The organism is Cupriavidus sp. CER-90, from assembly GCF_057652055.1.
On sequence record NZ_JBYGYM010000002.1, the window covers coordinates 3,615,061 to 3,641,647 of the forward strand.

The 26,587-nt window shown below is 65.5% G+C and carries 22 protein-coding genes and 1 pseudogene; 13 read left to right on the forward strand and 10 right to left on the reverse strand.

The window, feature by feature from the left end; all coding sequences use genetic code 11:
• Nucleotides 1-43 precede the first annotated feature (43 nt).
• Nucleotides 44-877, reverse strand: coding sequence for a p-hydroxycinnamoyl CoA hydratase/lyase (locus AC24R4_RS26985; RefSeq protein ID WP_153948269.1), 834 nt, complete (start codon nucleotides 875-877; stop codon nucleotides 44-46).
• Nucleotides 878-1,264: 387 nt separating this feature from the next.
• Here AC24R4_RS26985 and AC24R4_RS26990 point away from each other — a divergent pair, with 387 nt between their 5' ends.
• The 4 genes from AC24R4_RS26990 to AC24R4_RS27005 all read left to right on the forward strand — a co-directional run bounded on the left by AC24R4_RS26990 (nucleotide 1,265) and on the right by AC24R4_RS27005 (nucleotide 6,306).
• Entirely contained in the window at nucleotides 1,265-2,167 is a 903-nt protein-coding gene (locus AC24R4_RS26990; RefSeq protein ID WP_400392719.1) for an amidohydrolase family protein, read from the forward strand.
• A gap of 40 nt (nucleotides 2,168-2,207) precedes the next feature.
• Nucleotides 2,208-3,131, forward strand: coding sequence for an amidohydrolase family protein (locus tag AC24R4_RS26995; protein WP_400392717.1), 924 nt, complete (start codon nucleotides 2,208-2,210; stop codon nucleotides 3,129-3,131).
• A 125-nt stretch (nucleotides 3,132-3,256) separates the two neighbouring features.
• Nucleotides 3,257-4,699, forward strand: a complete 1,443-nt coding sequence (locus tag AC24R4_RS27000; RefSeq protein ID WP_400392715.1) for a UbiD family decarboxylase — start codon at nucleotides 3,257-3,259, stop codon at nucleotides 4,697-4,699.
• Between the two features lie 218 nt (nucleotides 4,700-4,917).
• Nucleotides 4,918-6,306, forward strand: a complete 1,389-nt coding sequence (locus AC24R4_RS27005; RefSeq protein ID WP_400392713.1) for a nucleobase:cation symporter-2 family protein — start codon at nucleotides 4,918-4,920, stop codon at nucleotides 6,304-6,306.
• A 78-nt stretch (nucleotides 6,307-6,384) separates the two neighbouring features.
• Here the strand turns inward: AC24R4_RS27005 and AC24R4_RS27010 are convergent, their stop codons facing one another.
• The gene (locus AC24R4_RS27010; RefSeq protein WP_487523929.1) at nucleotides 6,385-7,296 is read right to left on the reverse strand and encodes a LysR family transcriptional regulator; all 912 of its coding nucleotides are present in this window, start codon (nucleotides 7,294-7,296) and stop codon (nucleotides 6,385-6,387) included.
• Nucleotides 7,297-7,475: 179 nt separating this feature from the next.
• Between AC24R4_RS27010 and AC24R4_RS27015 the strand changes: the two genes are divergently transcribed.
• Genes AC24R4_RS27015 through AC24R4_RS27035 form a run of 5 tightly spaced genes read left to right on the forward strand, consistent with a single transcriptional unit; the run spans nucleotide 7,476 to nucleotide 12,826 of the window.
• Nucleotides 7,476-8,336: an FAD binding domain-containing protein gene (locus tag AC24R4_RS27015; protein WP_400392711.1), complete on the forward strand. Its 861-nt coding sequence runs from the start codon at nucleotides 7,476-7,478 to the stop codon at nucleotides 8,334-8,336.
• Nucleotides 8,336-8,851, forward strand: a complete 516-nt coding sequence (locus tag AC24R4_RS27020) for a (2Fe-2S)-binding protein (protein WP_400392710.1) — start codon at nucleotides 8,336-8,338, stop codon at nucleotides 8,849-8,851. The genes AC24R4_RS27015 and AC24R4_RS27020 overlap by 1 nt, the downstream gene beginning before the upstream one ends.
• Nucleotides 8,848-11,133, forward strand: coding sequence for a xanthine dehydrogenase family protein molybdopterin-binding subunit (locus tag AC24R4_RS27025; RefSeq protein ID WP_400392708.1), 2,286 nt, complete (start codon nucleotides 8,848-8,850; stop codon nucleotides 11,131-11,133). The genes AC24R4_RS27020 and AC24R4_RS27025 overlap by 4 nt, the downstream gene beginning before the upstream one ends.
• Complete coding sequence (locus tag AC24R4_RS27030) at nucleotides 11,130-11,756, forward strand: UbiX family flavin prenyltransferase (protein WP_400392706.1); 627 nt, start codon at nucleotides 11,130-11,132, stop codon at nucleotides 11,754-11,756. Before AC24R4_RS27025 ends, AC24R4_RS27030 begins: the two co-directional genes overlap by 4 nt.
• Complete coding sequence (locus AC24R4_RS27035) at nucleotides 11,753-12,826, forward strand: CobW family GTP-binding protein (RefSeq protein WP_400392704.1); 1,074 nt, start codon at nucleotides 11,753-11,755, stop codon at nucleotides 12,824-12,826. The genes AC24R4_RS27030 and AC24R4_RS27035 overlap by 4 nt, the downstream gene beginning before the upstream one ends.
• 97 nt (nucleotides 12,827-12,923) lie before the next feature.
• Here AC24R4_RS27035 and AC24R4_RS27040 read toward each other — a convergent pair whose 3' ends face one another.
• Nucleotides 12,924-13,877, reverse strand: a complete 954-nt coding sequence (locus AC24R4_RS27040) for an AraC family transcriptional regulator (RefSeq protein WP_400392702.1) — start codon at nucleotides 13,875-13,877, stop codon at nucleotides 12,924-12,926.
• Nucleotides 13,878-14,088: 211 nt separating this feature from the next.
• Between AC24R4_RS27040 and AC24R4_RS27045 the strand changes: the two genes are divergently transcribed.
• The 4 genes from AC24R4_RS27045 to AC24R4_RS27060 all read left to right on the forward strand — a co-directional run bounded on the left by AC24R4_RS27045 (nucleotide 14,089) and on the right by AC24R4_RS27060 (nucleotide 18,979).
• Nucleotides 14,089-15,450, forward strand: coding sequence for a nucleobase:cation symporter-2 family protein (locus tag AC24R4_RS27045; protein ID WP_487523930.1), 1,362 nt, complete (start codon nucleotides 14,089-14,091; stop codon nucleotides 15,448-15,450).
• 3 nt (nucleotides 15,451-15,453) lie between these two features.
• A complete protein-coding gene (locus AC24R4_RS27050) occupies nucleotides 15,454-16,833 on the forward strand; it encodes an amidohydrolase family protein (protein ID WP_487523931.1) in 1,380 nt (459 codons plus the stop codon).
• Nucleotides 16,834-16,979: 146 nt separating this feature from the next.
• Nucleotides 16,980-18,110 (forward strand): FAD-dependent monooxygenase, encoded by a 1,131-nt coding sequence (locus AC24R4_RS27055; RefSeq protein WP_487523932.1) that lies wholly within the window; start codon nucleotides 16,980-16,982, stop codon nucleotides 18,108-18,110.
• A gap of 29 nt (nucleotides 18,111-18,139) precedes the next feature.
• A complete protein-coding gene (locus tag AC24R4_RS27060) occupies nucleotides 18,140-18,979 on the forward strand; it encodes an IclR family transcriptional regulator (RefSeq protein WP_400395917.1) in 840 nt (279 codons plus the stop codon).
• Nucleotides 18,980-19,043: 64 nt separating this feature from the next.
• On the opposite strand, the pseudogene AC24R4_RS27065 reads toward AC24R4_RS27060, so the two are convergent.
• The 7 genes and pseudogenes from AC24R4_RS27065 to AC24R4_RS27095 all read right to left on the reverse strand — a co-directional run.
• A pseudogene (locus AC24R4_RS27065) lies at nucleotides 19,044-20,684 on the reverse strand (xanthine dehydrogenase family protein molybdopterin-binding subunit); the annotation flags it as partial.
• Between the two features lie 9 nt (nucleotides 20,685-20,693).
• Nucleotides 20,694-21,854 carry an IS30 family transposase gene (locus AC24R4_RS27070; RefSeq protein WP_487523458.1) on the reverse strand — a complete coding sequence of 387 codons (1,161 nt, stop codon included), beginning with the start codon at nucleotides 21,852-21,854 and terminating at the stop codon, nucleotides 20,694-20,696.
• The gene (locus AC24R4_RS27075; protein WP_487523933.1) at nucleotides 21,781-22,440 is read right to left on the reverse strand and encodes a molybdopterin cofactor-binding domain-containing protein; all 660 of its coding nucleotides are present in this window, start codon (nucleotides 22,438-22,440) and stop codon (nucleotides 21,781-21,783) included. The genes AC24R4_RS27070 and AC24R4_RS27075 overlap by 74 nt, the downstream gene beginning before the upstream one ends.
• 1 nt (nucleotide 22,441) lies before the next feature.
• Complete coding sequence (locus AC24R4_RS27080; protein ID WP_400391963.1) at nucleotides 22,442-22,882, reverse strand: (2Fe-2S)-binding protein; 441 nt, start codon at nucleotides 22,880-22,882, stop codon at nucleotides 22,442-22,444.
• Between the two features lie 133 nt (nucleotides 22,883-23,015).
• Entirely contained in the window at nucleotides 23,016-24,026 is a 1,011-nt protein-coding gene (locus AC24R4_RS27085; RefSeq protein ID WP_400391966.1) for a tripartite tricarboxylate transporter substrate binding protein, read from the reverse strand.
• A gap of 49 nt (nucleotides 24,027-24,075) precedes the next feature.
• Nucleotides 24,076-24,897 carry an IclR family transcriptional regulator gene (locus AC24R4_RS27090; RefSeq protein ID WP_400391969.1) on the reverse strand — a complete coding sequence of 274 codons (822 nt, stop codon included), beginning with the start codon at nucleotides 24,895-24,897 and terminating at the stop codon, nucleotides 24,076-24,078.
• 335 nt (nucleotides 24,898-25,232) lie between these two features.
• Nucleotides 25,233-26,540, reverse strand: a complete 1,308-nt coding sequence (locus tag AC24R4_RS27095) for an MFS transporter (protein ID WP_400392010.1) — start codon at nucleotides 26,538-26,540, stop codon at nucleotides 25,233-25,235.
• Nucleotides 26,541-26,587: the final 47 nt, after the last annotated feature.

The following is a 26,587-nucleotide window of genomic DNA, read 5'->3' on the forward strand; positions in this document are numbered from 1 at the left end:
GCGGCTCTTTGGGCCGCCGTCTCGATCGGGGGTTGACGGCCGCTCAGGCGCGCTTGTAAGCCTGCAGGCCCGGCTTGATCGACTTGTCGTCGAGGAATTGCTTCAGGCCCTGCTCGCGGCCGTGCTCGGGATCGCGCAGCTGCGCCTGGTCGAGCTTTGCGTACAGGTAGTCCTCGTTCTGCTCCCACGTCAGTTCGCGGCTGCGCTTGAAGCCGATCTTGGCCGCCCGCAGCACCACCGGGTTCTTCTCGAGCAGCTTTGCGGCCAGCGCAATCGTGTGCTCGCGCAGTTGAGCGCGCGGCACGCTCTCGTTGACCAGGCCCATCGCGGCGGCTTCGCTGCCGGTGAAGGTGTCGCCCGTCATGATGTAGTGCAGCGCCTTGCGGTGACCAACCGTATCGGCCATGGCCTTGCTGACCAGGTTGCCGGGCGGGATGCCCCAGTTGATCTCCGACAGGCCGAAGGTGGCCTCGTCCGCGGCGATGGCCAGATCGCAGGCCACCAGCGGCGAGAAGCCGCCGCCAAAGCACCAGCCGTTGACCATCGCGATGGTCGGCTTGCTGTACATGCGCAGGAGCCGCCATTGCCACTGCGACGCATCGCGGCGGATCTTCTCCTGCAGGATCTCCGGACCGGCATCCACTTCACGGAAGTACTCCTTCAGATCCATGCCCGCCGTCCAGGCGTCACCCGCGCCGGTCAGCACCAGCACCTTGGCGTCGGCATCCAGTTCCAGCGCTTCGAGCACCTGAACCATCTCGGCGTTCAGCGTCGGGTTCATCGCATTGCGCTTCTCGGGACGGTTGAACGTCACCCACGCAATGCCCGCTTCCACACTGACTTTCACAGCCTTCCAGCGCCCTTCGTAATCAGCCATCTCTGCTTCTCCTCGGTAATCCGGTTTCGCGATGTTTGTCAGTGTATTATCAACCTACCTGATATCTCAAGCGGAATTTCCGTTCTGCGCGTAAACCCCGATGCGGCCATCAAGAGCGCACGGAGACGGCGCCGCCGATGGCCAGGATGGCGCCTGCGCGCTTCGTGCATCGCACCACACGTCGCGCTTGACGTGCGTCGGCGGCACGCTATATAACGAACGCGTGGGTAGAAGCGGTCGATCGAACAGCAGCGGCGCAATGCCGCGAGGTTCATCTGGAGATTGCTCACTGACGGAGTTCCCGTCAGTGGCGCCATGACCCGACCGGTCCCACCGCCCCTGGCAGGACTCCAAGCCTTTCACCAGAGTCTTCGTTAGGGAATCTCAATGATCATCGACACCAGCTGTTATCCGACCAATCTGGTCGACCTGGCCTGGCGCCATGACGGCGACCCGTTCACGGGCGAACGTCTGATCCAGATGATGGATGGCCCGTTCACGATCAACGGCAAGCCGCGTCGCATCGACAAGGCGTTCATCCAGCCGCCGCAAGGCAACACGATCTACACCTATACCGATGGCGTGAAGTCGGGCGGCGAATCCATCGACGCCTACATGGCCTACACGCGCGAGATGGTGGCCAGGTATCCGGACCGCTTCATCGGCTGCTTTGTCTACAACCCGCGGTGCGGCGTGGAAAATGGCGTCAATGCCATCGAGCACTATGTGAGCAAGCTCGGTTTCAAGATGGTGCAGTTCCAGGCCAACATGCACGCCTACCGGCCGGATCGCGCGCTGGACTGGCTGCGCCCCGCCCTGCGGAAATGCGCGGAACTGGGCGTGCTGGTGAAGCTGCACACTGGAGATGGCCCCTACAGCATTCCCACCGAATGGGTGCCGATGATGAAGGAGTTTCCGACCGTCAACTTCATCATGGCCCATTTTGGCGTGCAGACCGGCGGCGTGTATTGCTTCGAACCGTTCCAGATGGCCATGGACATGCCTAACGTCTATTGCGAATCCGGCTGGTGCCTGCAATCGCGCATCGTCGAATTCGCGAAGGTGCTGCCAAGGCACAAGATCCTGTTCGGCTCGGACACGCCGCCGAACGAACCCGGCATGTGGCTGCGCCTGCTGGAGGTGCTGTGCTTCGAACCGCCCCAAGGACTCAATCTCGATGAGGACACGCTCGAGGACTACCTCGGCAACAACGTCGCCCGCATGATCGGCCTGGCGCCGACGCCGGTGCCGCGTTCGCTGGAAGAAGCCAAAGCGCGCCTGGCCGCATGAACGCGGACACACCCAAGAGATTCCGACGGAGCATACGAACATGATCATCGACACCCACCTGCACCCGACCAACCTTGTCGACGAGGCCTGGCGACACACGGGCGAGCCGTTCACCGGCGAACGCCTGCTCAAGATGATGGACGGCCCCTACATCATCAACGGCAAGCCGCGCCGCATCGACATGGGATTCATCCAGCCGCCGCCGGGCAACACTGGCTATCGCGATGGCAACCGCCGCGGCCGCGAGGGCATTCGCGACTACATGGCCTATGTGGCCAGCCTGTGCCAGAAGTACCCCGACCGCTTTATCGGCAACTTCACGTTCAACCCGCGCTGGGGCCCGGAAGAAGGCGCGCAGGAGCTGGAATTCCACGTCAAGGAATATGGCTTCAAGATGCTCAAGCTGCATGCCAACATGCACGGCTACCGCCCGGACCGCGCACTGGACTGGCTGCGTCCGGCCATGAAGGTCTGCGCCAAATACAACATCGTGGTGCTGATCCATACCGGCGACGGACCCTACACCATTCCGACGATGTTCTATCCGGTCATCCGCGAGTTTCCGATGGTCAATTTCATCATCGGACACTTCGGCATCCAGACCGGCGGCAACTATTCGTTCGAGGCGTTCTGGATGGCCATGGACACGCCGAACGTGTATTGCGAATCGGGCTGGTGCTTCCAGTCGCGCATTGTCGAGTTCGCACGCCAGTTGCCGCGCGACAAGATCGTGTTCGGCACCGACACGCCGCCAAACGAACCCGGCATGTGGCTGCGCGAGCTGGAAATGCTATGCGGCCCCGCGCCGCAAGGCATGGATCTCGATGAGGACGGCCTGGAGGACTACATGGGCAACAACATTGCCCGCCTGGTCGGCATCGAGACCACGCCGCCGCCGAAAACCCCGGAAGACGCTCAGGCACGCCTGAAAGACACCTACGCCAGCAAGCACATCTACGCCTGACCGGCACGCAGCAACTGACGTTTTTCCTTCCCGTCTGGTCACACACGGGCGCGTCGTCAACCGCGACGACCGCGCCCGTGCGCGGCAACGGTGTCCCGTTGAAGCATCCCAAGCGGAGCCATGCCATGACTGCCTCAACTTCCCTGCCAGGTATCGACCGACATCCAGGCCAGGGGTCCGGCCCGGTGTTCGAAGACACCTCGCAGGACTTTCACACCTTCCTGGCCGCCTATTGCGCGGCATTTCCCGACGATGTCCTGACCGTGCGCGAGCCGGTCACCGCCAATCAGGACCCCACCGCGCTGGTATGGGCGCTGGCCGCGCAACAGCGTCATCCCGTCGTGAAGTTCGACGACGTGGCCGGGTTGGGCACGCCGCTGGTGACCAACCTGTTCGCATCGCGCGAACGCGTGGGCCGCATGCTCGGCGGCGTCTCGCCCACCGGCATCCATGCCGAGTACCAGGCGCGCGCGCGACGCCTGCTGTTGCCTCGCGTGCTCGATGCGGGCGCGGTAACCGGCATCGTGCAGGAACAGGTGGACCTGACCACCTTGCCTGCCATCCGGCATTTCGCCACCGATCGCGGGCCGTATATCACCAACGCCATCCTGATCGCCGAAGACCGGGAGCTGGGCATCGGCAACGCCAGCTACCACCGTTCGATGCTGCATTCCCCGACCGAGATCGCCACGAGCCTGCATTCGCGCGGTCACTTGTGGCGCATGTACCAGCGTGCGGCCGAACTGGGCAAGCCGCTGCCCGTAGCGATGGTGATCGGCGCGCATCCGTTGTTCATGCTGGCCGGCGCCGCACGTCTGCCCTATGGCGTGGATGAGCGGCAGGTGGCGGGCGGGCTGTTCGGTGCACCGCTCGAAGTCGTGCGCACGCCGCGATACGGCATCGAGGTCCCGGCGCATGCGGAAATCGTGCTCGAAGGGGTGCTCGATCCCCGCGCGCGCGTGGACGAAGGGCCGTTTGGCGAGTTCACCGGCTACTCGTCCGATCGCTCCACCAACAACCTGCTGCGCGTGGAGACCGTGATGCGGCGCAACGACGCGTGGCTGGTCGACGTGGTCGGCGGCAATTCGTCCGAGCACCTGAACCTGGGGCGCATTCCGCGCGAATCCGAGATGGTGGAAAAGCTCAAGGATCGTTTCCCCTCGGTCACCGCCGTGCACTATCCCAGCTCGGGCACGCATTTTCATGCGTACGTGGCGCTGCGGCAGTCGCGCCCGGGCGAGGCCCGCCAGGTCATGCTGGGCCTCCTTGGCTGGGACCCGTACCTGAAAACCGTGGTTGCCGTGGATCACGACGTCGACATCACGAACGACGAGCAGGTGCTCTGGGCCCTGGCCACGCATCTGCAGCCGCATCTTGACGTGGTGATCGTGGACGGCTTGCCCGGCAGCGCGCTGGACCCGTCGGCTTCGGGTGTCGGCACGACGTCGCGCATGGGACTCGATGCCACGCGCGGGCCGCACTTCGACGGCGTCCGCGCGCGGATCGATGACGATGCGATGGCGCGTGCCGCCGCGCTGCTCGCGCGCATGGATTCGGGAAAACACTGACTCACGCAGCACTTGATCGAAGGCGCGCGACATTGATCGGATAACCCGATCCATTCATCCGAACGCCCCATTTACCGAATATCCGGACGCTGGCATGCTGCCCTGACAATGACACGCAGGTGGCGGGAACACGTGGCGCAGACCATGGGGATACAGCTGCTGTCCCCTTCCGAACCAACCGCGCGGGCAATACCGGCCTGGAAGACGAAGGAGACAGCATGACCCACCACCCCACCCCCCATGGGTTCGGCCCGGCGCACCCGGTCGATGAAGTCTTGCCCCCGCTCAGGCTGGCCGCGCTTGGCCTGCAACACGTGCTCGTGATGTACGCGGGCGCGATTGCGGTGCCGCTGATCATCGGCGGTGCGCTGCATCTGCCCAAGGACCAGATCGCGTTCCTAATCGCGGCGGACCTGTTCTGCTGCGGCCTGGTCACGATGATCCAGAGCATCGGCATCGGGAAGATCGGCATCCGCCTGCCTGTGATGATGGGCGTCACGTTCACGGCCATCGCGCCGATCATCGCCACCGGCTCGAACCCGTCACTGGGGCTGCCGGCCGTCTTTGGCGCAGTGATGGTGGCCGGCGTGTTCACGTTCCTGGCCGCACCGTACGTAAGCCGGCTCATCCGCTGGTTTCCGCCCGTGGTGACGGGCACCGTGGTACTGGTGATCGGCATTTCGCTGATGCGTGTCGGCGTGAACTGGGCCGCCGGCGGCAACCCCACGCTGAACACGGCCGCAGGCCCCGTGCCGAATCCCGCCTACGGCCTGCCCTTGCATATCGGCATCGCGGCCGTGGTGTTGCTGACGGTGCTCTGCATGATCGCGTTCTTCAAGGGCTTCCTCTGCAATATCGCCGTGCTGATCGGCATCACGGTGGGATTCGCGATCGCCGTGGCGCTGGGCAAGGTCACGTTTGCCGGCGTGCATGCGGCCGACTGGGTGGCACTGATCACGCCGTTCCACTTCGGATGGCCCACCTTCGACCCCATGACATCGATCACGCTGTGCGTTGTCATGGTGGTGATCATGATCGAAGGCGTGGGCCAGTTCCTGGCGCTGGGCGAAATCGTGGAACGTCCGGTCACGCCCGATGACCTCGCGCGCGGCCTGCGCGCCGACGGAGTGGGCGCGCTGGTGGGCGCGGTGTTCAACACGTTCACCTACACGTCGTATGCGCAGAACGTGGGGCTGGTGCAGGTGACCGGCGTGCGCAGCCGCTGGGTGTGCGCCACGGCCGGCGGCATCCTGATCGTGCTGGGCTGCCTGCCCAAGCTCGCGTTCTTCGCCGCGTCGATTCCGCAATACGTGCTGGGCGGCGCCGCACTGGTGATGTTCGGCATGGTGGCGGCCACGGGCGTGCGCATACTCGGGCACGTGGATTTCGTGGAAAACAAGAAGAACGCGTACATCGTTGCCGTGAGCGTGGCGCTGGGGATGATCCCGCTGGTGGCCGACAGGTTCTTCGCGCAGCTTCCCGAACTACTGGCCAGGTTCTGCCAGAACGGCATCCTGCTCGGCACCCTGTGCGCGGTGCTGCTGAACCTGCTGTTCAACGTCCGCGCCGAGCGTGCCCCCCAATTGCTGGCGAAGAACGTGGCGTAGCGGCGCGTGGCCTTCGCGCTTGCCGCGCGCACGTGAGAGGGGCCGGAAGCCAGGGCGCGGCGGCTGCACGCGTCCTTGCTATTTCCCCTGGTCGCTGCGATGTCGCATCAACAGATCGCGGAACGTCTGCGCGGGTGGGGACAGGGATCGGTCCGCATGCACAAGCAGGCTGATCTCGCGCGAGATGACGGGGTCTTGCGGCATGACTGTCACCAGGCCCAGCGCCGACGTCAGCCGCGTGACGGCCGTGCTCATCACCGCGATGCCCAACCCGGCATCGACCATACCGACCATCGTGAGCGGCAGGAACACCTCGTGCACGCGCGTCAGCGAAATACCGCGCATGGCCAGTGCGGCGTCCAGGCAGTCGCGAATGGGATTGCCACGGTGCGGCCCGATCACCGGCAGCTTCGCCACGTCTTCCCACGTCAGCGCACGCCGGCGTGCCAGCGGATGGCTGGGCGGCATCACGATCACGAACGCGTCGGACGATAGCCGGTGCGCGCTGAGATCGGGCTGACCTTCAGGAATCGTGCCGATACCGAAGTCAACCTCGCCCGCGCTGACCATGCGGGGCACTTCATCTTCGGCGACGTCATGCAGTTCCACTTTCACGCCCGGATGGCCCACGCAGAACTCGCGAATGAAACGCGGCAGCATCAGTGCCGCCTGGATCGATGACGCCGCAATCGACACACGTCCGCGCCCCAGCGACCGCAACTCGGCCGAACTGTCGATCACGCTGTCGATGTCGGCCACGGCCTTCCTGACCATTGGCAGCAGTTCCGCGCCGGCCTGCGTGATTTGCATCAGGCGCGTATGGCGGTCGAACAGCTTGATGCCCAGGTTGCCTTCCAGCTCGTGGATCAGCGCGCTGACCGATGACTGCGAAAGGTTCAGCTTCTCCGCCGCGCGTGTGAAATGCAGCTCCTCGGCAACGGCCACGAAGGCGCGCAGTTGCCGCAGCGAAACGCTCATATTGACCGGCATGTCCCCCCCTGCTCTGTGGTGCGCCTCAACGGTGTCGCGGGCAGTGATTCAGAGGGTAACACGATCAATAAATCCCGTTATGGGTATTTACCGATGATGGGCCGCGAACCATGATGCAAGCACGGCCAGCGGCAAACGCCCGCGCTGCCCGGGCCGCCAGCACCCCCAAAGGAGCGAAGATGAGAGCGTTTGAATATCTCGAACCCGCCACGCTTGCAGAGGCCTCGGCGCTGCTGCATCGCTGTGGCGGCCGTGCCAGCGTGCTGGCCGGGGGCACCGACCTGCTCGTGCAGATCAAGGAATCGCACCGCCAGCCCTCGCACGTCATCAACATCAAGAAGATTCCCGGCATGGACGTGCTGGCCTTCCATCCGGCCGATGGCCTGCGCATCGGGGCGCTGGTCACCACGCGCGAGGTGGAAACCTCGTACGCGGTGCGGCGCCACTACGCCAGCCTGGCCAAGGCCGTCACGGACTTCGCATCGATCCAGGTACGCAACCGCGCCACGGTGGTGGGCAATGTCTGCCGCGCATCGCCGTCCGCCGATTCGCTCGCGCCACTGATGGCCGACCACGCGTCGGTGCATCTGTACGGCCTGCAAGGCTCGCGTTCGATGCCCGTGGAGGACTTTGTGACTGGCGCCGGCAAGACCGCGCTGGCACCCGATGAACTGGTGTCGTCTATCACCATTCCCGCGCCGGCCCCGCACACCGGCAAGGTCTACATCAAGCACGGACGGCGCGTGCAGATGGAACTGGCCACCGTCGGCGTGGCCGTGTCGATCACGGTGGATCGCGGGCATTGCACCGACGTTGGCATCGTGCTGGCCGCAGTCGGTCCCACGCCGATTCGCGCCCGACATGCCGAAGCGCTGCTACGCCATCGCCCCGTCACCGACGCGCTGGTCCTGCAGGCCGCGCATGCCGCCATGGAAGATGCGCGGCCCATCAGCGACGTGCGCGCAAGCGCCGAATATCGGCGCGATATGGTGGGGGTGCTGACGCGCCGCGCCATCGCCCAAGCCCTGGAGGTCCTGTGATGCGCAAGCTGATCGAAGTCGATATCAACGGCGAAGCCCGCGAGCTTGCCGTGGAACCCAACAGTACCCTGCTGGACGCCCTGCGCGACGACGCCGGACTGACCGGCACCAAGAAGGGCTGCGATGTAGGCGAATGCGGCTCGTGCACGATCCTGGTCGACGGCGCGCCGATGAACAGTTGCCTGATGCTGGCCCCGGAAGCCCATGGCCGCAAGATCGTCACCATCGAAGGCATCCAGCCCGCCGCCGACCGGGTGCATCCGATACAGGAACAGTTCATGCGCTGCGGCGCCGCCCAATGCGGCTTCTGCACACCCGGCTTCATCGTCGCCATCAAGGCGCTGCTCGACGCCAACCCGCAGCCCACGCGGCAGGAAATCCGCTTTGCCATCGCGGGCAACATCTGTCGCTGCACCGGCTACACCCGGATCATCGAAGCGGTGGAACGGACCGCCGAGGCCATGCGCCATCCGGATGGCGATGCCGCTCGCGCACTGACGGAGAACGCACGATGACCCACGCCGTGATAGGACACAGCGTCAAGCGCACCGACCTGCTGGACAAGGTCACCGGCAACGCCAAGTACGTATCGGACATGCCGATGGCTGGCCTGCTGCATGCCAGGCTCAAGCGATGCAATGTGGCGCACGCGCGCATCGTCGGCATCGACACGTCGGCCGCGCTGGCGCTGCCGGGTGTCAAGGCGATCCTCACGCACCAGGACGTGCCGCGCGTGCTGCATGCGGGATCGTCGCATCCGCGCTCGGCGTCGGTCACGTGCGACCAGTACATCCTGGACGACAAGGTGCGCTACTGGGGCGAAGGTGTCGCGGCCGTCGCGGCCACCAGCGAGGACATCGCGGCGCGCGCCATCGAACTGATCCAGGTCGAGTACGAAGCACTGCCGGCGTATTTCACCGTGGAAGACGCCGCCGCGCCGGGCGCCACGCCGATCCATGACCGCGAACCGGGCGGCAACCTGGTGCTGCCGCCGGTCAGAATCGAGCGCGGCGACGTAGACAAGGGCTTTGCCGAAGCGGACTTCATCCTCGAAGGCGTGTACGAAGGCGGCCGTCCCACGCCGGCCTACATGGAACCGAACGTGCTGACCTGCAAGTGGGACGGCAACGGCAACCTGACGGTGTGGATCTCGACGCAGACCGCGTTCATGGTGCGCGGCATCATGGCCGAGGTGCTGGGCCTGCCGCTGCACAAGGTGCGGGTGCTGGTGGACCACATGGGCGGGGGGTTCGGCGCCAAGCAGGATCTTTTCCAGGCCGAGTTCCTGTGCGCGCTGCTGGCGCGCCAGACGCATCGTCCGGTACGGATGGAATACACCCGCGAAGAGACCTTCCTGGGCGGGCGCACCCGCCATCCGGCCAAGGTCTGGCTGCGGCAGGGCTTTCGCAACGACGGCACCATCACCGCGCGCGAAGCGAAGGTGGTCTTCAATTCCGGCGCGTACGGTTCGCACGGGCCCGGCGTGACCAATGTCGGCACGGCGGCCATGGTGTCGCTGTATCGATGCGAGAACGTCAGGCTGGAAGGCCGCTGCGTCTACACCAACAGCCCCATTGCCGGCGCATTCCGTGGCTATGGCGTGGTGCAGACGTACTACGCGCTCGACATCCAGATGGACGAGGCCGCCGAACGACTGGGCGTCGATCCGGCCGAACTGAAGCTGCGCAACGCGGTGCGTGACGGCGATATCGCGCCGTCCAATCACCCGCTCATCGGCCATGGTCTCGAAGCCTGCATCCGCAAGGGCATGGACGTGGTGAACTGGAACGCTCGCCGTGCCGAAACGCGCCAGCAGCGCGGCGTGCTCCGGCGCGGCTGGGGCATAGGCTGTGAGATGCACGGCAGCAGCGCGTATCCGGGCATCAAGGAACAGGCCAATGCGATTGTCAAGATGAACGAGGACGGCACCGTGGTGCTGCTGACCGGCGCCGCCGGCCTGGGCACGGGCGCGCATACGGCGCTGGCGCAGATCGTGGCCGAAGAACTGGCCATCCCGTTCGAATCGGTCAGCGTGGTACACGGCGACACCGACGTCGTACCGTGGGACATCGGCGCATTCGCCAGCCACACCACCTACATGGTGGGACGCGCCGCGCAGATGGCGGCCGGCGACATCAAGACGCAGCTGCTGGCGCGCGCGGCGAAACAGATGGAAGCCGAAGCGGCCGACCTCGATATCGCGAACGGCGTGATCTCCGTGCGCGGCCGCCAGGGCCCGACGATGACCGTGCGCGAAGCGGTGATGCCGCGCAAGGGCCTGCCCGCCGCGCAACTGGTGGGCACCGCCACCTATCACCCCACCAAGTCGTACTCGTTTGCCGCCCATTTCGTCGAAGTGGAAGTCGATACCGAAACCGGCTTCATCACCGTGAAGCAGGTTGTGCCCGTGCACGACATCGGCAAGGTGATTCATCCGATTGCCGCCGCGGGCCAGATCGAGGGCGGCATCCAGCAGGGCATTGGTCACACGCTCTACGAGGACTACCAGATCGACATGAAGACGGGCAGGTCATTGAACGCCAATTTCGTCGACTACAAGATGCCGCTGGCCATGGACATGCCGGAGATTCACACCGTGCTGCTGGAAGCCGCGCCCGACCCGGGCGGCCCGTTCGGTGCCAAGGGCGTGGGGGAAGATCCGATCGTCGCCATCGGGCCGGCCATCGCCAATGCCGTGTTCGACGCCATCGGCGTACGCTTCCGCCACTATCCGATCAAGCCCGAACAGGTATTGCAGGCACTGGCGGCAAAGCGCGCGACGGAGGCCCACCCATGAACACGACGCGCAGGCTGGTTGTAGCCATCACGGGCGCCAGCGGCGCAGCGTACGGTGTGCGGCTGCTGCAGGCGCTCGGGATGATCGACGGCTGGGAAACGCACCTGGTTTGCTCGCCGTCCGGCCTGCTCACCGTGCATCACGAACTGGGCCTGCAACGCCCCCAGGTGGAAGGGCTGGCGGACGTCGTGCACAACGTGCGCGATATCGGCGCCAGCGTGGCCAGCGGGTCTTTCCGCTGCGACGGCATGGTGGTGGCGCCCTGCTCGATGCGCACACTGGCCGCCGTGGCCACCGGGCTGGCCGACAACCTGATCACGCGCGCGGCCGACGTCATGCTCAAGGAACGCCGCCGGCTGGTCTTGCTGGCGCGGGAAACGCCGCTGCACCTGGTGCATCTGCGCAACATGACCACGGTCACCGAAATGGGGGCCATCGTCATGCCGCCGATGCCAGCCTTCTATACCCATCCGCAGCACGTCGACGACATCGTCAACCACACCGTGGGCCGCGTGCTGGACCTGTTCGACATGCCGCATGAAGGCCTGCTCTCGCGCTGGGCCGGCATGCGCGCCTCACTTGCCGCCGTCAACGCCGACGTCATCACCCCGGAGACACCATGAACGAATGCCATCGCCACACCCAGCCGCCGGTGCCCGTCACCATCCTGACCGGCTTTCTGGGGTCGGGAAAAACCACGCTGCTGAACCACATCCTGACGCAGAAGCACGGGCACCGCATCGCGGTGATCGAAAACGAGTTTGGCGAAGTCGATGTCGATTCCGACCTGGTCATGACGTCCGACGAAGAGATCTACACAATGACAAACGGCTGCATCTGCTGCGTGGTCGACGTACGGACCGATCTGGTGGCCATCCTGCAGAAACTGCTGGCACGTCCCGAGCGCTTCGACCATATCCTGGTGGAAACCAGTGGTCTGGCCGACCCGACACCGGTGGCCGCCACGTTCTTCATGGATAACGACGTGGCCAGGCAAGTCACGCTGGACGGCATCCTGACGCTGGTCGATGCGGTGCACATCGAAGACCATCTCGACGATCCGCAACTGTCCGGCTTCGACAACCAGGCCCTCGACCAGATCGTAGCCGCCGACCGCATCATCCTGAACAAGTCCGACCTCGTGAGCGCCGAGCGGCTGGACGCGCTGGCGCACCGGCTACATCACCTGAACGAAGGCGCACAGATCCTGCCGTCCAACTACGCGCAGGTGGATCTGTCGCGCATTCTCGGCATTGGCGGTTTCACGACCGGTGCCGCACGCCTGCCCGACGACGACCACGCCCATCATCACGACGCCAACCATGTCTGCGACGAACGTTGCGACCACGGCCAGGACGACAACGACCCCGCCCATCGCCATGACCCGTCGGTCACGTCGGTTTCGCTGGTGTTCGACACGCCATTCGACCGCCAGCGGCTGGAACACGGGCTGCGCGCATTGCTGGCCGCGCAAGGCGACGACGTCTTCCGCATGAAAGGCATCGTGGCCGTGCACGACGACGACCAGCGGTACGTGCTCCAGGCCGTGCACCGGCTGATGGACTTCCATCCGGCGGACGCATGGGGTGAACTGCCTCGCGAAAGCAAGTTCGTCTTTATCGGGCGCAATCTCGACCGGGCGCGGCTGCAGACGCTGCTGGGCGTGTGTCAGCCCACGCCACTACCGGCATAGCACGCCGCCGCCAACGCGGCCAGACCCGCTCTGGGACCCCGCCACGATACTGGCGGGTGGTTGATGGCGCAGCCGTCTCACGTCGGCTGCGTCTTTTTTACCCCGCGCGACGCAGCGTGGCCGACGGCGATTCCCCGAATTCGCGCCGGTATTCGCGCGCGAACAGGCTCAGGTGCGTAAACCCGTGCCGCAAGGCGATGGTCGACACCACGCCCGGCCCCGGTATCGCGCGTTGCAGGTCGGCGTGCGCCCCCTGCAGGCGCAGCACACGCAGGTATTCCATCGGCGTGGTGTTCTTGCTCTTGCGGAAGCCCAGCTGCAACGTGCGTTCGCACACGCCGCAATGGGCGGCAAGTTCCTGCATCATCACCGGCTTGTCCAGATTGGCGCGCAGGTACCGGATGGCGCGACGCACATAGGCCGGCAACGATGGCAGATAGCCGAGCGGCAGCAGGCTGCCGTCCTCGCCGAAATGGTCCACCAGCAAGGTGTTCAGGCAAAGCTGTTCGATGGCCGCATCGACGGCGGGCAGTCCCTGGCGACCCTCGCGCATCGCGGCTTCGGTGCGCATCCACGTCATCAACGCGCGCCAGCGCCCAGCGCGTTGCGCGTCGGGCAACGGCTGCAATGCAAACAGCATGGGGCTGGGGGAATCGAAGTGGAAGCACGCACGAAACGCGTCCTCCAGCGCATGGCGGCGCACCACAACGCTGAAGCGTTCGCATCCGGCTTCCAGCCGCAGCCGCACGGACAGCGATGGCGAGAACACCCACGTGCTACCAGGCTCCATCGTGACCGCCGCGCCTTCGACCTCCACGCTGCACTGGCCCGAGATCACGGTCTGGATCACGTACTCGTCCTTGCCGGGCACGGGCTCCACCATCATGTCGCGCGCATATCGCGTGGTGGCCAGGGTCAGGTGGCCGATCTGGCAGCTTTGCAGCGCCACTTCAGGGTCGGCATCGTCCGTGTGCAGCCGCGTGGGACCGAACACGCGCGCCGACAGCGCCTGCACGTGATCCAGTGCACGCGCGTGGCTCGCAGTGTTCATTCTTGGTGCAGCATGATGGCCCATGGTGCAGACGGAGGGACGAACGGCAGGGAATGTGTGCATGCTAGGGAGCCATGCACGTTTCATGCAAGCTAAGGAAAACCCGCTGTATTTCGCTTCCGTGCGCGCGCCTTCGCAATGTTGCTACGCACGCGGTTGCGGGCTCGCTACCTTGGGTGCACATCCCACACGTCCAAGGCAGGAGAGAGCCATGTCCACCCCCGTCCATCCCGTCGACCAGATCCTGCCCGCGCGGGCCATGGTCTCGCTAGGCTTCCAGCATATGCTGGTGAGTTATCTTGGCGCGATCGCCGTGCCGATGATCGTGGCGGGCGCGCTGAAGATGACGCCGGCGCAAACCACGCTGCTGATCAGTACCGCGCTGTTCACGTCCGGCATTGCCACGCTGCTGCAAACGGTGGGCGTCTGGAAGTTCGGCGTGCGCCTGCCGCTGATGCAGGGCGTGGCGTTCGGATCGGTCGGACCGGTGATCGCCATCGGCACCGATCCGTCGCTGGGCTTTACCGGCGTCTGCGGCGCGGTGATCGGCGCGGGCGTGGTGACGATGTTCCTCGCGCCCGTGATCGGGCGGCTCAAGCGGTTCTTTCCGCCAGTGGTCAGCGGCTGCATCATCACTTCGGTGGGCCTGTCGCTGTTTCCGGTCGCCTACCAATGGACTGGCGGCGGCCATGGCGCGAAGGAATTCGGCTCGCCGCTGTTCTTTATCGTGGCCTTCGGCACGGTGGCGCTGATCCTGTTCACCAACAGCCACGGTGGCCGCCTGGTGCGCAGCCTGGCCGTCCTGATTGGCCTGATGCTGGGCGGCGCGGCCGCCTGGCTCATGGGCATGGGCAACTTCGACGAAGTGGCCCGCGCGCCCTGGTTCACCATGGTCACGCCGTTCGCGTTCGGCATGCCCACGTTCCATGCCAGCGCCATCGTGACGATGGTGATCGTGATGGTCGTGCAGATGGTGGAATCGATGGGCCTGTTCGTCGCCATCGGCGACATCGTCAAGCGGCCCGTCACCGAACAGGAAGCCACGGCGGGCCTGCGCGCGAACGGGCTCGCCAGCGCCATCGGTGGCATGTTCGCCGCCTTCCCGTTCATCGCGTTCATGGAAAACGTCGGGCTGGTCATCGTCACCGGCGTGCGTAGCCGCTGGGTGGTGGCCGTGTGCGGCGTCATGCTGTGCGCCGTGGCCCTCGTGCCGAAGATCGGCGCACTGTTCTCGTCGATTCCGGCCGCCGCACTGGGCGGCGCCACCATCGTCATGTTCGGCGTGGTGGTAGCCGCCGGCATACGCACGCTTGGCCAGGTGGACTACGAACGCGAACCCGCCAACCTGAGCGTGGTGGCCATCACGCTGGCCTGCTCGCTGATGCCCGTGATCATGCCGAACCTGCTGGAGAAACTGCCCGCCGCGCTGCAGCCGTTCCTGCATAGCAGCGTGATCATCTCGTGCGTGGTGTCGGTGCTGCTGAATCTCGTCCTCAACGGCATTCCGGCGCGCGACGACAACGTCGAGCCGGCCCAGCACGCCGTGGTGCCCGAACACTTTCCGGAGGTCTGAATCATGACGACGACAAGTCCGATGCTGATCCGCGGCGCCGCCGCCGTCATGACCGGCCGCGCCGGTGCCAACGCCCGGGCCGGTGCCGTGGATATCCGCATCCGCGACGGCCGCGTGGCCGAACTGGCCCCCAACCTGACGCCGCAGCCCGATGAAGCCGTGATCGACGCCACCGGCTGCGTGATCTATCCCGGCTGGGTCAACACGCACCATCACCTCTTCCAGAACCTGCTCAAGGCCGTGCCCGCGGGCATGAACGCCGATCTGCAGGAATGGCTGGCCAGCGTGCCGTATCCGCGGCTGGACCGCTTCACGCCGGACAGCTTCCGCACCGCCGTCCGGCTGGGCATGGCGGAACTGCTGCTATCGGGCACCACCACCTGCGCCGACCACCACTACCTGTATCACCACGGCCATGGCGCCGAAACGGGCGATGTGCTGTTCGACGTGGCCGAAGAGTTCGGCATGCGCCTGGTGCTGTGTCGCGGTGGCGCCGTGCAATCGAAGGCCAATCATCCTGGCATGCGCGCCACGGCGCTGGTGCCCGAAACGTTCGACGAAATGCTGGGCGACATAGAACGCCTCAAGTCGCGCTATCACGATGCCAGCCCCGACGCGCTGCGGCGCGTGGTGGTGGCGCCCACCACACCCACGTTCTCGATGCCCCCCGCGATGCTGCGCGAAGTGGCGGCGTTCGCGCGCGGCATGCAGTTGCGGCTGCATACGCACCTGTCGGAAACCGACAACTACGTGCGCTTCTGCGCCGAAAAATTCCACTGCACGCCCGTACAGTTCGTGGCCGATCACGACTGGCTGGGCCCCGACGTGTGGTTCGCCCACCTGGTCACCGTGACACCCGACGAGATCCGCATGCTCGGGCAGACGGCCACCGGCGTGGCGCACTGCCCGGTCAGCAACGCGCGGCTGGGCAGCGGCATCGCGCCGATACGTGCCATGGCAGACGCCGGCGTGCCGGTGTCGATCGGGGTCGATGGCGTCGCGTCGAACGAATCGGGCAGCATGGTCCACGAAGCCAATTTCGCCTGGCTGATCCATCGTGCGCTGGGCGGGGCATCGCAGACACGCGTCGAAGAGGTGATCCACTGGGGTACGGCCGGTGGCGCGCAGGTGCTCGGGCTGCCAGGCATCGGCACGCTGCAGCCGGGCCAGTCCGCCGACCTGGCCATCTACGACGTCAGCGGCTTGCGCTTTGCCGGCTTCCACGACATTGCCACGGCGCCCGTTGCGGCCGGCGAGCCAACGCCGGTGCGCGACGTGTTCGTGCGCGGCCGGCACGTGGTGCGGGACGGTGCCGTGGTCGGGCTCGACATCGAACGCCTGCGGCGCGACGCCCAGGCGGCCTTGCAAACCTTGCTGCCATAGCGCCATGGCGCCCCGGGGCCGGCCGAGCCCCGGGGTTCGGGAAGCCGGAACGGCTGGTGTGTCCCCCGCACCGCTTGACGGCCTCACGCAAACATGCGACTGTTTTATGAACATTACGTTCATTTTTGAACATACAGGAGCATCCCATGGTTCACGGAAGGATCGGCATCAATGGCGCCGGCATTGGCGGGCTGGCCGCGGCCATTGCCCTGCGCAAGCTCGGCATGGACGTCGTCGTGTATGAGCAGGCGCCCCGCTTTGCGCGTGTCGGCGCGGACATCAACCTGACGCCCAATGCGGTGCGCGCACTGGACGGGCTCGGCATCGGCGATGCGCTCCGCGAGACGGCCGCTCGTCCTACGCATCGCATCAGCCGGATCTGGGACAGCGGCGAAGAAACATCGCGCCTGGCCATGTCCGATGAAGCCGAGCGCCGCTATGGCGCCCCCCAGCTGACGATGCACCGGGGCGACCTCATGTCGGCACTCGAAGCGGCAGTCCCCGCGGCCAATGTGAAGCTGGGCGCGAAGGCCATTGCGATCGTCCCACGCGAGCGCGGTGCCACGGTGCAATTTGCCGACGGGTCCAGCGACGACGTGGACGTGTTGATCGGCGCCGACGGCATCCATTCCGTCGTGCGCCGGGCGATCCTCGGCGACGAGCATCCCACGTTCACCGGTGTCGTCGCCTACCGGGCGGTGGTGCCTGCCGAGCGCCTTGCGGGCGTTCCGAACATCGGCGCGTTCACGAAATGGTGGGGACCCGAAGCGACCAGCCAGATCGTGACGTTCCCGCTGAACCGCGGCCGCGAGATCTTTGTGTTTGCCACCGTCGCACAGGAGAGCTGGCGCAATGAGTCATGGACCACGCCGGGCCGCGTGGAAGACCTGCGTGCCGCCTATGCAGGTTTCCACCCCGATGCACGGGCGCTGCTCGACGCCTGCGACGACGTGCTCATCTCCGCGCTCTACGTGCGCGACCCACTGCCCGCATGGTCCGCGGGGCACATCACCCTGATGGGCGACGCCTGCCATCCGATGATGCCATTCATGGCGCAAGGGGCCGGCATGGCCATCGAGGACGGCGTGGTCCTGGCGCGTTGCCTCGCCGACGCCAGCCCTGCCGACGTTCCCGCTGCCCTGGCGCGCTACCAGTCAGCCCGTCACGCACGTACCAGCCGCATCCAGATCGGATCGCGCGGCAACGAGTGGCTCAAGGCCGGCGGCAATGCCGACTGGGTGTACGATTACGACGCCTGGAACACGCCGCTGCACTGAGGCCGTTCCCCGTCATCGCCCGATCATCCATGCCCACGTCCGCCTCCTTGCGCAACCGCCCTTCCGAATCCGACGCCGACGCCGCCGATACAGCCGGCGCATCGCCGCAACTGGTGACACCGGTCATGCGCGGCCTGCGCTTGCTGCGCTTCATCGCGGAAGGCGGTTCCACCGCCAACCTCAGCGAAGTGGGCCGGCGCATCGACGTCAACCGGGTGACCGTCATGCGGCTGCTCGACACGCTGGAGCACGAGGGCATGGTCGAGCGCCTTCCGCAGGGCGGCCACACGGTTGGCTTCGCATTCCTGAAGATGGCCTCGCGCGTGTTGGCTGCCAACGACCTGACGACCTTCGCGCGGCGCATACTCGCGCAACTGAGCAGCTCGCTCAAGCTGTCGGCCTATCTCGCGGTGCCGGATGGCGGAGACGTGCTTTACCTGTTGCGCGACATGCCTGACACCGGGCTGGTGAGCAACATCCAGGTGGGAAGCCGCGTGCCGGCGCACCTGACCACCCCCGGCCGCATGCTGCTCGCCCATCTTTCCGCCGAAGCACTGCGGGCACGGCTTGGCGACGATCCCCTGCCGACGGTCACGCGGCAGAGCCCGGCCACCCATGCGCGGCTCGCCGACATTCTCGCGGCCGACCGCGAACGCGGTTGCGCATGGAGCTTCTCGGCCTTCGAACCTGGCATTGATTCGTGCGCGGCACCCGTTTGCGATGCCGGCGGCAATGTCATCGCGGCGATCAGCGTGGCGGGTCCGCAGCAGCGTTTCGAGGCCGATGGCACGTTGCGCGAACGCGCCGAGAAAGAGGTCAAAGCCGCGGCCAGGGATCTGTCGGCGCTGCTGGGGTATCGCAAGCCCTAGGCAGAGGGCCACGAGATAACGGGCGGCGCATCACGCTGCGCCGCCCGGCTTCAGGCTTCAGGCTTCAGGCTTCCATCTTCATCGGCATCGACCGATGTCGCAACCGGGTTGCCTTGTACAGCGCATGGGCCACGGCTGGGGCCACTGGCCCGAGCGAAACCTCCCCGCAGCCCTGCGGCGGACGATCGCTGTCGACGATGACGACTTCGATCTTCGGCATGTCCGACAGCCGTAGCAACGGATAGTCGTGGAAGTTGCTCTGTTGCACCACGCCGGCCTTGAAGGTGATCTCGCTATTGAGCGTATTCGTCAACGCAAAGCCGATCCCGCCCTCGATGTTGCCCCGGATCAGGTTGGGATTGATGGCCCTGCCGCACTCCACCGCGCACACCACCCGCTTTACTGCGAATGACTTGCCCGCACGCTCTAGCTCCAGCGCCATGGCCACGTAGGTCTGGAATGCCTCGCCACGGCCGGTGTAGAGATTGAACGTGAAGGCGCGTGTGACATTGGCCGCGGGCTTGCGCTCCCAGTTGGCGGCCTTTGCCGCCGCGTCGAGCGTACGCAGTGCCAACGGGTTGTGGGCCAGCAGCGCCCGCCGGTAGCGATACGGATCGATGCCGGCGGCATCCGCCATCTCGTTGACAAAGCTCTCCAGCATGAAGACGCTGGACGTCGAGCCAACGCTGCGCATGAAACTCACGGGAACCGGTTGCTTCACGTCGATCATGTCGACCTTGAGATTCGGCACGCGATAGACGCAATCGTAGATGGCCTCGAGCATCGTCTCGTCCCAGCCACCTTGCCTGGCCATGCGCTCGGCCTTGATCACGCCATAGAGCGACTGGCCGGACATGCGCGCGTGCATGGCGACCGGCATGCCCTTGTCGTCGAGCACCGCGCGAAAACGTCCGGAGACACCCGGGCGGTAGAAGCCGTGCCGGATATCGTCCTCGCGCGAGCGGATCACCTTGACCGGCTTTCCGACCGCGGCAGAAGCCCGCGCGGCATGGATCACGAAGTCCGGCAGGAACTTGCGGCCGAAGCTTCCGCCCAGGAACGTCGTGTGCACGATCACCGTCTCGGGCTTGCGGCTGTACAGCTTGCCCAGCGCGTTTCGCACGAAATCCTGTCCCTGGATCGGCCCCCAGACCTCGATCGCGTCTTCGCGCACATGCACGGTGGCATTCACCGACTCCATCGTCGCGTGAACAATGTATGGCGTGTGATAGTCGGCCTCGACGGTCCGGCCCCCCGCCGACAGTACCGCGTCGGGGTCGCCGAGCCGGGTGGCGACAACCGCTTCGGGTGCGCCCAGCGCAGCCTGGCGTGCGGCCATGATGTTGTCGCTGTCCAGGTCCTTTGCGGCGCCCGGATCCACATCGATCTCCAGCGCGTCAGCGCCTTTCTTCGCGAGCCAGTAGCTTGTCGCCACGACGATCGCCGCATCGGGCGCCTGCACCACGGCCTGGATTCCCGGCATCGCCTTCACCGCATCGGCATTACGGATGCCTGTGACCTTGCCGGTGACCGTGGGTGGCATCTTGAGGGCGCCGTACAGCATGTCCGGCACCTGCACGTCGATGCCGAACCGGGCCGAGCCATCGACCTTGGCCGGGGTATCGATGCGCGGCAGATCCTTGCCGATCAGCTTGTGCGCGGCCTCGTTCTTCAGGCGCGGCGTCGGATTGAGCGGCAGCTTGGCGGTGCGGATTCAACCGGTCAACGCAACAGCTTGATGGAATCGTTCAGCCGGTGTATCGAAGTTTAGTGTCTTGCGCGGACGTTCATTGAGCCGCCTGGCAATGGCGTTGAGCTTGGCTTGCGAATAGACCGAGAGATCGGTGCCTTTCGGTAAGTACTGTCTCAAGAGGCCATTCGTGTTCTCGTTGGAGCCGCGTTGCCACGGATGCTGGGGATCGCAGAAGTAGACCTGGATGTCCGTGGCCACAGTGAAACGCTTGTGACCAGCCATCTCCGTGCCACGATCCCAAGTTAGCGACTTGTACAGTTCCTGCGGCAGCTTGCCGGCGTGCTTGATCAGCGCGTTGACTACAACCTCGGAGTCCTTGCTAGCAAGCTTCACAAGCATCACGAACCGGGTCTGGCGTTCGACGAGTGTTGCAATCTGGCTGTTGGCGCTGCCGAACAGCAAGTCACCTTCCCAGTGCCCGGGTATCGCGCGATCCTCTGCCGTGGCAGGGCGTTCACTGATCGATACGGCATCCCGGATGTTCGTACGGTCGTCGCTCTTCAGTGTGTGTTGGCGCGACCGACGCATCGCTCGAGTACGCCGTAGGTGTTCCAGCAGCTCTCTTTTAAGCGCACCACGGGCCTGGATGTAGAGGCTCCGATAGATTGTCTCGTGCGACACCTGATAGTCCTTGTTGACCGCATACACGTGCTTAAGCCAACCCGCGATCTGCTCTGGCGACCACTGCAATCGAAGCTTGCTTGCCACCACCTGGGCGAGTGTCGGATTCCTGACGAGCTTACATGTCTTTGGGCGCCGTGCTCGCTCCCAGGCGAGCTGGTCAGCCTGGTTTGCCAGATAGCCCTGTCTGCCACCATTGCGCCGGACCTCGCGGCTGATAGTAGATGGAGCACGCCCTAGCCGGTCTGCTACGGATCGGATGGAGTGGCCTACGACCACTGCGCGAGATATCTCCTCTCGTTCGGCCAGTGTCAAGGCTAGCCTGGAGCGGTGTCGTTGCGCTGGCTGTATTCCGCCAGTCCTCGCGAGAACCCCTTGTATCGATGAGTGGTAGCGATCGAACAGTCGGGCGATCTGCGCAAGCGTGTCACCTTTGCGCCACCGCTCCCACATTAATGCCTTTTGAGTCTCGGTGTAGTAGATCCGCCGTCTTTGTTTCATTTGCAGCACCCCTCAGGCTCGCAAAGCCTTCAGTGTGTTGCATCGACCGGTTGAATCCGCAGGCCTCTTCGGCCAGTTCGCCGTAGGCCAGCGATCGGCCCGTGGCGCCATGGTAGACGCGCCCCTTGTCGGTGTGGCACTGGCCGGGGCGCACCTGCAGCCGCCTTGCCGCCGCGATCATCAGCACTTCGCGCGCCTGTGCGCCGGCAATCCGGAGGCGCTGGTAGAACAGCGTGGCGGACATCGACGCCCCAACGAACTGCTGCGGCTCCTCATACGCCGCCCCGGTACGGTAGGCATCGCGCCCGGTGACGAACGTCACCGCGATGTTCTGCCAGTCCGCATCGAGTTCGTCGGCAAGGACCTGCGGCATGCCCGTGTAGACACCCTGCCCGCATTCGCATTGGGACAAGCCAAGCGTGATCCGGCCATTGGGCTCGATCCAGATCCAGTCGGTGATCTCGTTCGTACCATGCGGGCCGCTGTCCACGGTGCGGCTGGCCAGGACCGGCAGCGGAATGCACAGTGCGCCCGCAACCGCGATACTGCCCTTGAGGAAGCCGCGCCGCGTGGCACGCATCGGCATGTCATTTTGCTGCGGCATGGATCGCCTCCCGGATGCGGTGATACGTGGCGCAGCGGCACAGGTTGCTCACGGCCGCGTCGATGTCCTTGTCGGTGGGGTGCGGGTTCTGCTTGAGCAGCGCGCTGACCGCCATGACCATCCCGGACTGGCAGTACCCGCACTGCGGCACATCCTTGGCGATCCACGCCTGCTGTACCTTTGACGAACGATCCGGGGACAACCCTTCGATCGTCGTCACGTTGCGCCCCGCCACGGCGGACACAGGTGTCACGCATGACCGCTGCGCGTGGCCGTCGACATGGACCGTGCATGCCCCGCATGCACCGATGCCGCAGCCATACTTCGTGCCGGTGAGCCCGGCATCGTCGCGTATCACCCAGAGCAGCGGCGTATCGCCGTCGCCGCCGAAGTGCGTCGCCTTCCCGTTCAACACAAAATCCATGGTTGCCTCGCTTGGTCCTCGACAGTGCAAGAAAAGACGGCCGCATGCCACCGCGCACTGCGCGCGGTGCGGCCGGATACGACTCAAAAAAGGATGGGGATGGCGCCGGCTGGGCGCCCTGGAACGATTTCCGCTAGTCCGCCGTAATGTGGTACGTGCGAATCAGGGTGGCCCACGACGCGGTTTCACTGCGAATCCGTGCCGCGAGGGCATCTGGCGTGCTCGCCACGGGCTCCAGGCCCTGGCGCTGCAGATCGGCGCGAATCGCCGGCGTGGCAAACAAGGTCTGTACGTCAACGGCAAGCGCATCGGCCAGCGGCTTGGGCGTCGCCGAGGGCAGGAGCAGCGCATACCAGGAACTCACGTCGATGCCGGGCATGCCCTGCTCTGCCAGAGATGGCACATCGGGCGCAGCCGCCGACCGCTTCGATTGCGTCACGGCAATTGCGCGCAGCGCCCCGGACTGGATGAACGGCGCAAGCGTCGGCCACGTGCCGAACAGCACCGGCACCTGCCCGCCCACGACGTCGTTGACGGCCTGCGTGGTGCCCTTGTACGGCACATGCAGCATGTTCGCGCCTGCCTTGTGGTGGAACAGTTCGCCCGCCAGATGCAGGCCGCTGCCGACCCCGGGGCTGGCATAGCCCAGCGGCGTCCCGGCCTGGTCCGCCTGTTTTGCCAGCGCAATGAGTTCCGGGACCGTGTGCGCCTTGACCGAAGGATGCACGGCCAGCACGTTGGGCGAACTGGCCAGCAGCGATACCGGCCGGAAGTCGCGGGCGACGTGATAGGAAAGCTTCGGAAACAGCGTTGGATTGATCGTCAGGTTGCCGGCCGGCACGACCAGCCAGGTGCAGCCGTCCCCCGCCGCACGCCGCACCGCATCGATGCCGATGTTGCCGTTGGCACCGGGCTTGTTGTCCACGATGAGCGGCGTGCCCCTGCGCTGCTGCAGCCCCACGGACAGCGTGCGGGCAAGCTGGTCGGCCGCCCCACCGGCCGGAAACGGCACCACGATCCGCACGCTCGCGCAGGGATCGGCCTGCGCGGCGCCAGCAGTGGCGAAGGCCGCCGTGGCTGCCACCGCGCCCAGCCACCGCCGGGTCCATTGGGTTGCCTTTGCGTTGTGGCTGCGGTGCTGCATGCTGTTCCTGCCTGTCCCTTCGATCGTTACGATCGCTAGCGTCGCGTTGTCATTGGCCGGCCACCGTGCTGTCGGGCATTGGCCGGTAATCCAGCAGGCGCGACAACTCCGCTGCCGCCTCCCGCACTCTTTCCACCATCGGTTCGAGCTGGGCAGGATCGATCCGTGCTGCCGGAATCGTCGCGCCCAGTGCCGCCACCACGCGCCGGGTGCGATCGCGTACCGGCGCGGCAATGGTCGAGATACTTGCCTCGAAGAATCCCTCGTGCAGGACGTAGCCGCGCTGGCGGTCACGCTGCACCATCTCGTACAACTCCTCCACCGTGCGCGGTGTGCTTTCCGAGAACACTTCCAGCCGCGTCTCGGGATACAGCTCCCGCAGCTCCGGCAGCGTCAGGTCCTCCAGCAGCACGCGGCCCAGCACCGTGGCGTGCGCAGGCAGGCGCGTACCCACGTTCACCGTGCTCGTGAACGGCCGGGCCGCCACGGATTTCGCCACGTACACGATCGACCGGCCATCGCGCACCACGAGATTGCACGGATAGTGAATCTCGTCGCGCAGCCGGTCCAGCAACGGCCGGCCCAGCTCGGTCAGTTCCAGCGACGCCAGGTAATCGAACCCCAGCCTCAACACCGCCATGCCCAGCCGGAACTCGCGCCCGCCGTCCGTGCGCTCCACGAATCCCATCATTTCCAGCGTGGCGAGTAACCGGAACACGGTCGAACGCGGCACCTGCAGTCGCCTCGCCAGCTCCGCCGCCGACAGCGTGCGGTCCTTGCTGCTGAATTCGCCCAGCAGCCTGAGCCCGCGCTCAAGCCCCGGCACGATGTACTTGTCCTGCGTCTCCTCCGTGGGAGCGGTTGTATTCATGGTCTCTCTCTGCTTGACGTTCGGTTTGCCGATGATCAGCAAGGCATGTCGATATAACATGCTTCGCCCGTGGCCCGATGCGCGGGCACTCGGCGCTCTTCCGAACACTAGCAGATTTGTTCCATATATAAAACCAAGATCCACAACAGGAACGATTTCACTGTAAACGTCTTTGTTGATTTATCAACTTAAGGAAAACCCTGATCTTTGGCTCTTGGATCTTTGTGCCTCGCCTCCCGCGCACCGCTCGCCTAACCACAACGCCCCGCAGGCCGGGGCTGTCGGCAGCGGGGCGCAATGACAAGCGGAGGCTCACCGTTCAACGCGGAGCGGCGTCACACCTCCAGTTCTTCCAGAACCTGGCCCTTGGTTTCGATGCCGAGGAAAAACACGGTGACCGCGGCGAGCAGGGGCACGACCGCCAGCCCGAAGAACGCGGTGCTCAGATTGCCGGTGCCGATGGTCGAGGCGATGATGCCCGGCGCGAAGATCGCCGATACCTTCAGCCACGCCCCGCCCAGGCCACAGCCCATGGCCCGCACGCTGGTCGGGTAAAGCTCGGGGGTATAGACGTAGGCCGTGATAAAGCCGCAGGCCAGGAAGCCCATCGCCAGCGCACAGAAGGTGGCGACCACATAAACCGATGACGCGTGGAACACGCCTGCCAGAATCAGCGACGCCGCACACAGCACGAACGACACGTTTATCACCGGCTTGCGCCCCACCTTGTCCACCACCAGCGCGCAGATCAGCGATCCCACCACGCCCAGCACGGAGGCCCCTGCCGCCAGGTTCAGTGCCAACTGCAGCGGTGCGTGGTAGATGGTTTGGTAGACCGTCGGCAGCCAGGTCGATAGCCCATACTGGATAAACCCGCAGGTGGCCCACAACATCCACACGGCAAGCGTTCGTCCCAAATAGGCCTTGCTCACCAGATCGCGCACGCGGCGGCGCGGTCGGTCGCCCATCGCATCAAACCTCGACGTATCGCCGATGGGCGCCAATAGCTGCGTGGCCCGCGCCTCGAACTGGCGCAGCGCATCGTCGGCTGCCGCCATGCGGCCTTTTTCCGCGAGCCAGCGCGGCGACTCGGGAATCAGCCGGCGCAGCACGAAGAACAGCACCAGCGGCACGCCGCCGAGGAAGTACATCACCTCCCAGCCGTAGCGCGGCACCAGCACCGCGCCCAGCGCGTTCGACACCATCAATCCGATCGGGAACACGATCTCGTACAGGAGCACGAACTTGCCACGGCCGTGCGCGCGCGTGACCTCGTTGATATAGGTGGCCGCCACAGGCAATTCGCCGCCCAGGCCCAGCCCCTGCACGATGCGCAGCAGCAGGAAGATCTCGAAAGACGGGGCGAAGCCACACGCCAGGCTCATCAGGCCGATGATGCCGGCGCTCCAGCCAATCGAACGCAAGCGGCCGAACCGTTCGGCCAATGCGGGGAACAACAGCGCCCCAACCAGCTGCCCCACCGACGGCGCGGCGATCAGCACGCCGATCTGGCCAGGCGAAAGCGACCATTTCGCGATCAGCAGCGGCAGCGTTGCCGCAATGACGATCACGTCGAAGCCATCGAAGAACGTCGCCAGCCCGATCAGCAGCCGCGCACGCACATGCATCATGTTGCCGGGCATGCGCTCGATGCGCGCGACGATCTGGCCACGCGTCACCTTGGCGGCCG